Raw genomic sequence first — 10,406 nt, 5'->3', positions numbered from 1 at the left:
CGGAACAATAGGTTTAGACGCAGTGCTAAACAATTACTTATACGACTTCTTGTCGCACGGAATGCTTAAAGATACAAAAAAGGCAACTAACTCGCAATGAAGTAGTTGCCTTAAATTTTATTATTTTAGGAATATCCCTCAATAATGGACTGTGTTAAATATTAAGAATCAGCAGATGGAGCTGTTTGGAACTTCTGATGGGCTGTCTTACTACAAAGTTTCAGCTATTGAATAGCTCTATGATATTTGTTATATATGGCAATGCTGTATTTTTGCCTGTTCCTCGGATTTTTACTTTCATTATATCCAATCCGTCGATGAGAATATTTTCTAATTCTTTCAGTTTGAATACAAGATACTCACCACCTGATGGTGTAAAACCTAATGTTGTCAATTCGGGAGCTGATATAGTTTCTGGACAATCTTTAGTTAGGGTAAATAAGAATCTACGTTTTCCGTTGTGTAGCAATAGATAATCAGGTGTTATTGTTCCTACAGGTATTTGTAGTGCACCTCTACGGAAACCTGTGCGTACATAGTATAATTTATGCTTTAGTGTCAGGTGTAATTGTCTTTCGTCTTTGTAATATGCCACAAGGACCTTGCTTTGTTCTTTTTGTTCGATCGGTAATAGTGTTCTTTTTATACTAAGTGCAAGATGCTTTGCCAGGCGTGGTGGTACTGCATTGCCAACCATTTTGTAGCCATCCTTCACGTCATTGTAGAAAAATTTAAAGCTATCAGGAAATGATTGAATACGTGCGCATTCTCTGACACTTAGGCGACGGTATAGATGCTCATATCCACGAACGAAGACTCTCTGATTGGGCGATACATACTGCATTACTGGCGCCTGCGGATGCAAAGGGCTATTTTTTGCTTGCGCCTGAATGGTAAACGATCTTTCATCCCAGCCTCTGACTCGATTACGCGCCATAAACTTAGCATCAAAAGTTCCCATATATACATCATGATTAAAATATCTATCATAATCTTGTCGCACGCTTTCATTTATGTAAAATCGTGGTTGTTCAGTTATGTCTCCTATGGCTTGGCGTAAGTAAACTGTACCTGTCATTGGCTGTGGAAATTCGAAGTCACAATGAAAGTCTTTTGAAATACCGACAATGAATACGCGGAAACGATCTTGAGGTATACGAAAGTTTGCAGCATTCAATAAAGAATAGTTTACCGTATACCCAGCGTTCTCAAGCATCAAAAGAAATGATAAAAATGTTTTAAAGTGTTTGTCACTGATTATTCCTTGCACATTTTCTATAATAAAAAATTTCGGATGCTTTTCTTTTATCAATCTTATATAGTCAAGAAAGAGTTCTCCTCGTTTGTCTTCTAAACCTAGTTGTTTTCCGCCAACACTCCATGATTGACAAGGTGGTCCACCTATAAAACCGTCGCAATCAGGAATGCAGTTTGTGGTTAGAGCTCTTATATCAGATTTGAATAAAAATGTATTTGGGTGATTAAATTGATAAGTGGCATGTATTGACTTATCAAATTCATTCGCCCAAATAACGTCATAACCAGCTTGTTCAAAGCCAAGGTCTAATCCACCACAGCCTGCAAAAAATGAAACTACTTTCACTCAATTTTTATACCTTTGTCTTTCAATGTTTTCTTTATTTGCATAGCTACATGATAAGCAAGATTGACAGGTACAGCATTCCCGATCATCTTATAGCCATAGTTTACATCATCGTATATGAACTTAAAATCATCCGGGAAACTTTGTACGCGTGCTACTTCTCGTACTGTCATACGGCGATAAAGGTGTTCTTTACCTTCAACAAATTTCTGTAAGTTCTTTTCTATTTTGACCATTTTAGGAGCTTGTGGATGCAACTGGCATTGGCGACCACTTGCCTGAACTGTAAATCCAGGTTCATCCCAAGAACGTACTCGGTTACGTGACATAAATATGGGAGAATATGCTCCAATGAAATATTCATTGTTTGGCACTTTGCAAGCATCACCGTTTGTTTTGTTCCTTTCAAGAGCTGGAATGGCAGTGTCTTGTAAATCCCAAATATATTCGCGTAGAGTAGGTTTGTGCTCTAGAGGTGCGGGATATTCGAAGTCATGGATATTCAAGTCCTTTCTAAAACCAATATAAAATACACGGTCACGATCTTCCGGGGTATCAAAATCATTGGCATTTAGCATCTTCAAATTCACGTCGTAACCTACTTCGTCAAACATTTGCATAAACCCACTAACTGCATTGGAATGACGTTTTGCTAACATTCCTGAAACATTTTCGGCAACAAAGAAAAGTGGTTGTTTATCGCGCAAAATGCGTATATATTCATAAAAAAGTTGCCCTCGTGCATCTTCAATTCCTTTTAAGGAACCAGCTTCACTCCATGATTGGCATGGGGGACCACCAATTATCCCCGTTATATTGTCAGGAAAGTCTGATGACGGGATGTCACGAATATCTTTTTCTATCAAGTTTACATCCGGAAAGTTTGCCCGGAATGTAGGACATATTTTTGCATCAAATTCATTGGCGGCTATTGTTCTGAAACCTGCCTTATGAAATCCTAAGTCCAAACCTCCAGCACCAGAAAAAAGACTAATCAATTCCATTATATAGTATAAGTTATAAGTTTGACATTTCGCAAAGTAGCAGGATTGTTAGGGTCTTTTATTTGGGCATCTGTTATATTTAGCCCTTCATGGCTTTCGACAAGTGTTTCTAATTGACTGAAATTATCAAGCTTTTCAACTTTATCTGTGTTTATTATTGCCATAAGGTTGAAATCTTTGTTGTTGTCGCGCTGGTATATGTATCTAAAAACCGTGAAAGGATTTTCTATATGCCACATGCCACGTACTCGCAGATAAGTAATGCCAAGAGGGTCAACGCGATTCACTCTGCCTAATTCATTAGTCTCAGCAAACTCAACATTAGGTATTGATTCTACGCCTGTTTTAATGGTACTCTTTATACGCGCGTATGTTTCTTCTGCTGCGCAATAGTCAATACCATAGACAAGAGCTAACGATTTCAACTTGTCGTTGTTCAAAACTCCTACAGCATAAATCATATCGCGAACAGACCATTCTTCACAATTTTTGCAGGCACTACTAATCATTTTACTGTCTGAATATAATTTTGCTTTTGGATAACTACTATTTAAGGCTAATGCTGCATTTGGCGCTTCTATTTTCTTTACTTCTATAGCATCTCCACCATTCTTTAACATAGAATCAGGTGGATTGTTTGGATTGCCAAGATAACAAAACGTTTCGCTAATTAGACGATTACGTACATTTAGATCAGTTTCGTCAACTGTTCCTGCAAATATATCCTTTATGTAATCTTCCAATGCAGCCCCCATTTGGTTAGCTCTATTATGTGATATAGAGTATGCTTCTAGTTCATACTTTGGAGACTTTACTACTTCTATTATTGCATCAACAATATTTCTCATTATTTTTTAGTTTATATAAGAACTTTATCTTTTATCTGTAAATTAACAACCTTTTTCGTGCAATTCGTGCTATGAATTGCAGAAGCATATTTATTATATGGCGCAAATATACAATATTACATAGACTTTTCATTGTTGTTTGAACATAAATATGGATAATCTTGAATTGCAAACATAGTTTGAAAATGCCTATATATTTCGATTGAAAGCCCCATTCAATTTATAATTTGTACCGTAAGAGGATAAAGTTACGGTAAGCAATTCCGCTTGCACGTAATTAAAAACTTATGTTCAAAAGTATTAAAAATGGAGTTGTTGTAACCTCTGTACTCGACTCTCGTACCATAAATAAAGAAGGTACTTATCCAATAAAAATCAAAGTGTATTATCAGAGAAAGCCTAAGTATTACTCTGTTGGAATCTGTATGTCAAAAGATGAATGGGATAAACTTCCTGATAGCAGGTCTTCGGAAGGTCGGTTTATTCAAGGAGAGATTGAAAAAGAATTTTCTCGTATTCTTAAGAACGTCGAGTTTCTTGTTGAAAATGGAACTTTTTCATTTGACCGTTTAAACGCTCGTTTAGGAAAAACGCAACTATATACTTTCGAGCAAGCAGGTTTTATATGCAATACTTGGTACAATAAAGTATATAGTTGCGGTCATTTTTAGTATTTCCCAAAAGTTTAAGGTATATAGGAAACTATAGTTTTGATAGTTGCTCTGGATTGGTAAAGCTTTATATCGGTGATAATATAACTTACATTGGGCATAGTGCTTTTGGGCATTGTGCTAATCTCGAAGAAATAACTTTATCTGAAAATGTGGCTTCAATTCAACATAATGCATTTAAAGAAAGTTTAAATTTACGTACAATATATTGTAAAAGCAAGAATCCTCCTTCAGTTTTAGAAAAACATTGGCATGGAAATAATAAACGAAGTATGAATCTATATGTGCCAAAAGGATTTAGTAATAGATATAAGATACAGGAAGGATGGCGTTTTTTTAATATATATGAGGAGGATATATGACTATAATTTATTTGAAATATGGAGCTTAGATGTCAAAATTTGCAATTGTGGAGAGTTGGATTAAAGATGATTTTGTTTGACTTTCATCAACTTTGTTAGTTAGAAAGTAGAATAGAAGGCAGCATTTGAAGAAATTCATTTGCTGTTTTTTTATAGAATAGCAATGTCGTGCAATTGTATTATTAATCTTTTCAATTAAAATTTGAAAGTAAAATAGTATCTTTGTAGAGATAAAATTTGTTGAACCATGTTACATTGAATTTGACGCTGGCGCAAACCGGAGCTAAAAAAGAAAAAGGCACCCAAGAGTGGAAGCCTCTCAAATGCCTTATTCTTATCAAGTAGCGGGACCCGGGATTGAACCGGGGACCTCATGATTATGAATCATGCGCTCTAACCAGCTGAGCTATCCCGCCATCGTTTCTCGATTGCGGGTGCAAAGATAGATGATTTTTTATAATCTCCAAAACAATTCATAACTTTTTTGTGTTTTTTCTTTAAGAAGGGGTTTGATTTTCCCTATAAACAGGGAGTTTGAGGTCCGATAATGAAAGAATAATTAAATAAAGTGCTTGATTTATGCCGCTTATTTAGAAAAAAGTATTTATCTTGGCACACGTAAAAACAATTCGAAATTGCTATGAAAAAGGAAAAGATTCATTTGGAGTATTTGTTGAATGCAACGTCTAAAAATATTCTTTGGTCAGCTATAAGTACACCGACCGGGTTGGAGGACTGGTTTGCCGACAAAGTTATTTCTGACGATAAAATAGTAGAGTTCCATTGGGGGAAGACAGAGCTGAGGAAAGCAGAGATTATTGCCATTCGCTCTTTCTCTTTTATCCGCTTCCGTTGGCAGGATGATGAAAACGAGCGTGATTACTTTGAAATCAAGATGACATATAATGAGTTGACAAGTGACTATGTATTAGAAATTACTGATTTCGCAGAGTCGGATGAAGTGGATGATATGAAAGAATTATGGGAGTCACAGGTTGCCAAATTAAGAAGAACTTGTGGTTTTTAGTTAACTTTCAACTAAAAATTTTCGGTGCTCCTTTTTTTGTGCTAATTTTGCATCCTAATTGCACGAACCTATTAAGATGCTACGCATAAAGAAATTAGATATATTCATTGTAAAGAGCTTTTTTATGCTCTTTATAGGTACATTCTTCATCTGTCTGTTCATTTTCATGATGCAGTTCTTGTGGAGATATGTAGACGAATTGGTTGGAAAGGGGTTAGAAATGAGTGTAATGGCTCAGTTCTTCTTCTATTCTGCATTAACATTAGTGCCAGTATCGTTGCCGTTGGCAGTGTTACTGGCTTCTTTGATTACTTTTGGTAATTTTGGCGAGCGTTACGAATTGCTTGCAATGAAAGCTGCCGGCATTTCTTTGCTCAAAATTATGCGTCCCCTTGTTTTCTTTGTTTGTGGACTTGTAGGCGTTTCATTCTATTTTCAAAATGTAGTAGGACCCATTGCCCAAGCTAAGTTGGGAACTCTGATTCTTTCAATGAAACAGAAATCTCCGGAATTGGATATTCCGGAAGGCGTTTTCTATTCCGAAATCCCTGATTATAATTTAAAGATAGCCAAGAAAGACCGTAAAACGGGTATGCTGTATGATGTCTTGATCTATAATTTGAAAGACGGATTTGAGAATGCCCATATTATTTATGCGGATTCCGGGCGTCTGGAGATGACAGCGGATAAGCAACATCTTTGGTTACATTTGTATAGTGGAGACTTGTTTGAGAATCTGAAAGCGCAAAGTATGAAGTCTCAAAATGTACCTTATCGTCGTGAATCATTCAGAGAGAAACATACGATTATTGAGTTTAACTCTGATTTCAATATGGTTGACGGCGATATTATGGGTAAGCAGTCGAGTGCTAAAGACATGGCGCAATTGCAAAGCTCTATTGATTCGATGAAAGTAGTAGGTGACAGTATAGGAAGGCAATATTACCGGGAAATAGCTGAGGGAAATTTTCGCGCGTCTTATGGATTGACAAAAGAAGACACTGTCAAGATGGAGAAAGCGGATGTGTATGCGTATAATGTGGACAGTCTTTATAATGTTGCTCCTTTGACGCAAAAGCAGAAAGTTATTTCCGCTGCTCTTAGCCGTGCGGAAAATATGGCAAGCGACCTTACTTTCAAGAGTTATACGATGGAGAGTAATGATTATAGCATTCGGAAACATAAGACGGAATGGCATAAGAAGATTACAATTTCCCTCTCATGCTTGTTGTTTTTCTTTATCGGTGCTCCTTTAGGAGGTATTATTCGTAAAGGTGGTTTGGGAATGCCGGTAATTGTGTCGGTACTGGTGTTTATTATCTATTATATCATTGATAACACCGGCTATAAAATGGCCCGTGACGGTAAGTGGATTGTATGGATGGGTATGTGGACGAGTAGTGCTGTCCTTGCTCCGTTGGGTATCTTCCTTACTTACAAATCGAATAAAGATTCTGTGGTGCTTAATGCCGATGCGTACATTAATTGGTTTAAGAAGGTGGCCGGAATACGTAGTGTACGGCATATATTCAAGAAAGAAGTTATTATAAATGATCCTGACTATGAACGTATCCCGGGCGATTTGGAGCAGCTTACAGAGGATTGTAAAGCTTACATTGCTCAAAATCAGTTGACGAAAGCACCGAACTATTTCAAACTGTGGATGTCGGGTGAAAAGGATGATGAGGTGGTGGCTGTCAATGATAAACTGGAAGCGTTGGTGGAGGAAATGTCAAATACGAAATCAGCTTCTTTGATAGGTTTGTTAAACAATTATCCGATGATTCCCGTTTCTGCTCATGTGCGCCCGTTCCATATATATTGGCTGAATCTGGCAGCTGGAGTGATTTTCCCCATCGGGCTGTTTTTCTATTTCCGTATCTGGGCATTCCGTATTCGTCTGGCTAAGGATATGGAACGGATTATAAAGAACAACGAACAAGTTCAATTCATCATACAGAAAATTAATAAATAATTGTTATGGAAGAGATTAAAATGGATAAAATAGAGGATGCAATTGCCGATTTTAAAGAAGGCAAGTTTGTCATAGTAGTGGATGATGAAGACCGCGAAAATGAGGGAGATTTGATTATTGCTGCTGAAAAAATAACTCCTGAGAAAGTTAATTTCATGTTGAAACACGCACGTGGGGTGCTTTGTGCACCTATTACAGTGTCTCGTTGCAAGGAACTGGATTTGCCGCATCAAGTAAGTGATAACACTTCTGTGTTGGGAACTCCTTTTACAATTACGATAGATAAACTGGACGGTTGTTCGACCGGAGTCTCTGCTGCCGACCGTGCTGCCACTATTCAGGCATTGGCTGATCCGTCTTCTACACCGGCTACGTTCGGTCGTCCCGGTCATATCAACCCGTTGTACGCACAAGAAAAAGGAGTGTTACGCCGTGCCGGACATACAGAGGCGACTATCGATATGGCACGTCTGGCCGGTCTTTATCCGGCGGGTGCTTTGATGGAAATCATGAGTGAGGATGGCACGATGGCACGCTTGCCCGAACTCCGTAAAATGGCTGATGAATATGATCTGAAACTGATTTCTATTCATGACTTGATTGCTTATCGTTTGAAACAGGAATCCATTGTAGAGCGTGGGGTGGAAGTGAATATGCCTACTGAACATGGAATGTTTCGTCTGATTCCTTTCCGTCAAAAGTCAAATGGATTGGAGCATGTCGCTTTGTTTAAAGGTACGTGGAATGAAGACGAACCTATTTTGGTACGTGTACATTCTTCTTGTGCCACCGGTGATATTTTTGGTTCCAGGCGTTGTGATTGCGGAGAACAGTTGCATAAGGCTATGGAAATGATTGAAGCGGCAGGAAAAGGTGTAGTCGTTTATCTGAACCAGGAAGGACGTGGAATCGGCTTGATGGAAAAGATGAAAGCATATAAACTTCAGGAAGACGGCTTGGATACGGTAGATGCGAATGTATGTTTGGGACATCTTGCTGACGAGCGTGATTATGGGGTAGGAGCGCAGATTCTTCGTGAGTTGGGAGTGCACAAAATGAAGCTTTTGACAAATAATCCGGTGAAACGTGTTGGCTTGGAAGCATACGGCTTGGAGATTGTAGAAAATGTACCTGTTGAAACTGTTCCCAATCCATATAATGAACGATATCTAAGAACGAAAAAGGAAAGAATGGGGCATACTTTACATTTTAATAAGTAAATTGCCTATTTGTTTTCATATGTCGAATATTATCGCTTATTTTGCAACGATTTTCACTCAACAACAATAAAATAGATACAAAATGAATCAATTATCAGATCGTTTGAACAGCTTGTCGCCGTCGGCGACACTTGCTATGTCGCAGAAGAGCAACGAGCTCAAGGCACAAGGCGTTGATGTTATTAATTTAAGTGTAGGAGAACCAGACTTCAATACTCCCGACCACATCAAAGAAGCTGCGAAAAAAGCCATAGATGATAACTTTTCCCGTTATTCTCCGGTACCGGGTTATCCGGCTTTGCGCAATGCTATTGTTGAGAAGCTGAAAAAAGAAAATGGTCTTGAATATACAGCCGCTCAAGTTTCTTGTGCAAATGGTGCGAAACAATCTGTTTGTAATACAATTCTTGTATTAGTAAATCCGGGTGATGAAGTAATTGTGCCTGCTCCTTACTGGGTGAGCTATCCGGAAATGGTGAAAATGGCGGAAGGTACTCCTGTTATCGTTTCGGCAGGTATCGAACAAGATTTCAAGATTACTCCAGAACAATTGGAAGCTGCTATCACTCCGAAAACAAAAGCATTGATTCTTTGTTCTCCGTCCAATCCGACAGGTTCTGTATATAGCAAGGAAGAATTGGCCGGTTTGGCAGCTGTATTGGCTAAACATCCGCAAGTCATTGTTATTGCTGACGAAATCTACGAACATATTAATTATATCGGTGCACATCAGAGTATTGCCCAGTTCCCGGAAATGAAGGAGCGTACGGTGATTGTAAACGGTGTGTCTAAGGCATATGCTATGACCGGATGGAGAATCGGATTTATTGCCGGACCGGAATGGATTGTAAAGGCCTGCAATAAATTGCAAGGTCAGTACACTTCAGGTCCTTGCTCCGTTTCTCAAAAAGCTGCCGAAGCTGCATATACAGGAACACAAGAACCGGTGAAAGAAATGCAGAAAGCATTCGAGCGTCGCCGTGATTTGATTGTGAAGTTGGCGAAAGATGTTCCGGGATTTGAAGTGAATGTTCCGCAAGGCGCTTTCTACTTGTTCCCGAAATGTAGCTATTTCTTTGGAAAGAGCAAAGAGGACCGTAAGATTGAAAACTCGGATGATTTGGCAATGTATCTGCTTGAAGAAGCGCACGTGGCTTGTGTAGGCGGTACTTCATTCGGCGCTCCCGAATGTATCCGCATGAGTTATGCAACAAGTGATGAAAATATAACGGAGGCTATCCGCCGAATCAAGGAAGCGTTGGCTAAATTGAAATAAGAGTCCACCACAGAGGACGCAGAGGACACAGAGAAGAAAAAATGAAAGGAATGATGTGTCGCCTCCTTATAAATTAGAAATCCCCCTTGCCACAAATGATTTGTAGCAAGGGGGATTCCACTAAAAGGAGAGTTGCAACACATCTCCCAAGCTATTTTACTCTGTGTCCTCTGCGTCCTCTGTGGTGAAAAAAAAGGCTGCCTTCAAGAGAAAGCAGCCTATACTTTTTGTTGTAGATTGTATTATTCAGCTGGGTGGATAGCTTCAGACGGGCAAACATCTGCACAAGTTCCACAGTCAGTACATACATCCGGGTTGATAGAATAGATATCACCTTCAGAGATAGCTTCTACCGGACACTCGTCAATACAAGTTCCGCAAGCAATACAATCGTCACTAATTACGTAAGCCATTTTTCTA

10 protein-coding genes and 1 tRNA gene are annotated in these 10,406 nt (G+C 38.6%); 6 read left to right on the top strand and 5 right to left on the bottom strand.

Annotated elements, in window-relative coordinates; translation table 11 throughout:
• Positions 1-220: 220 nt before the first annotated feature.
• From H8S63_RS17340 to H8S63_RS17330, 3 genes are read right to left on the bottom strand one after another with little or no spacing between them, the layout of a single operon-like run.
• The gene (locus tag H8S63_RS17340) at positions 221-1,603 is read right to left on the bottom strand and encodes a DNA cytosine methyltransferase (RefSeq protein WP_186927481.1); all 1,383 of its coding nucleotides are present in this window, start codon (positions 1,601-1,603) and stop codon (positions 221-223) included.
• A complete protein-coding gene (locus H8S63_RS17335) occupies positions 1,600-2,607 on the bottom strand; it encodes a DNA cytosine methyltransferase (RefSeq protein ID WP_186927480.1) in 1,008 nt (335 codons plus the stop codon). Before H8S63_RS17335 ends, H8S63_RS17340 begins: the two co-directional genes overlap by 4 nt.
• Positions 2,607-3,455 carry an NgoPII family restriction endonuclease gene (locus H8S63_RS17330; protein ID WP_186927479.1) on the bottom strand — a complete coding sequence of 283 codons (849 nt, stop codon included), beginning with the start codon at positions 3,453-3,455 and terminating at the stop codon, positions 2,607-2,609. The genes H8S63_RS17335 and H8S63_RS17330 overlap by 1 nt, the downstream gene beginning before the upstream one ends.
• Before the next feature lie 287 nt (positions 3,456-3,742).
• On the opposite strand from H8S63_RS17330, the gene H8S63_RS17325 reads away from it, so the two are divergent.
• Together H8S63_RS17325 and H8S63_RS20410 are read left to right on the top strand one after the other, a co-directional pair.
• Positions 3,743-4,126: an Arm DNA-binding domain-containing protein gene (locus H8S63_RS17325; RefSeq protein ID WP_186927478.1), complete on the top strand. Its 384-nt coding sequence runs from the start codon at positions 3,743-3,745 to the stop codon at positions 4,124-4,126.
• Positions 4,111-4,488 carry a leucine-rich repeat domain-containing protein gene (locus H8S63_RS20410; RefSeq protein ID WP_186927477.1) on the top strand — a complete coding sequence of 126 codons (378 nt, stop codon included), beginning with the start codon at positions 4,111-4,113 and terminating at the stop codon, positions 4,486-4,488. The genes H8S63_RS17325 and H8S63_RS20410 overlap by 16 nt, the downstream gene beginning before the upstream one ends.
• A 342-nt stretch (positions 4,489-4,830) precedes the next feature.
• Here H8S63_RS20410 and H8S63_RS17315 read toward each other — a convergent pair.
• Positions 4,831-4,904, bottom strand: a tRNA-Met gene (locus tag H8S63_RS17315).
• A gap of 224 nt (positions 4,905-5,128) precedes the next feature.
• Here H8S63_RS17315 and H8S63_RS17310 point away from each other — a divergent pair.
• From H8S63_RS17310 to H8S63_RS17295, 4 genes are all read left to right on the top strand, one after another.
• Positions 5,129-5,515, top strand: a complete 387-nt coding sequence (locus H8S63_RS17310; protein ID WP_007756990.1) for an START-like domain-containing protein — start codon at positions 5,129-5,131, stop codon at positions 5,513-5,515.
• A gap of 76 nt (positions 5,516-5,591) precedes the next feature.
• Positions 5,592-7,490: an LptF/LptG family permease gene (locus H8S63_RS17305; RefSeq protein WP_186927476.1), complete on the top strand. Its 1,899-nt coding sequence runs from the start codon at positions 5,592-5,594 to the stop codon at positions 7,488-7,490.
• 5 nt (positions 7,491-7,495) lie between these two features.
• Positions 7,496-8,710, top strand: coding sequence for a bifunctional 3,4-dihydroxy-2-butanone-4-phosphate synthase/GTP cyclohydrolase II (locus H8S63_RS17300; protein ID WP_007756988.1), 1,215 nt, complete (start codon positions 7,496-7,498; stop codon positions 8,708-8,710).
• Between the two features lie 82 nt (positions 8,711-8,792).
• A complete protein-coding gene (locus H8S63_RS17295) occupies positions 8,793-9,986 on the top strand; it encodes a pyridoxal phosphate-dependent aminotransferase (protein ID WP_032839876.1) in 1,194 nt (397 codons plus the stop codon).
• Between the two features lie 242 nt (positions 9,987-10,228).
• Here H8S63_RS17295 and H8S63_RS17290 read toward each other — a convergent pair whose 3' ends face one another.
• A complete protein-coding gene (locus H8S63_RS17290; protein ID WP_002559159.1) occupies positions 10,229-10,399 on the bottom strand; it encodes a DUF362 domain-containing protein in 171 nt (56 codons plus the stop codon).
• Between the last annotated feature and the right edge of the window lie 7 nt (positions 10,400-10,406).

It is taken from the genome of Bacteroides sp. NSJ-39, assembly GCF_014287315.1.
Classification (GTDB): domain Bacteria; phylum Bacteroidota; class Bacteroidia; order Bacteroidales; family Bacteroidaceae; genus Bacteroides; species Bacteroides finegoldii.
This window is presented reverse-complemented; position numbering and strand designations above follow the sequence as displayed.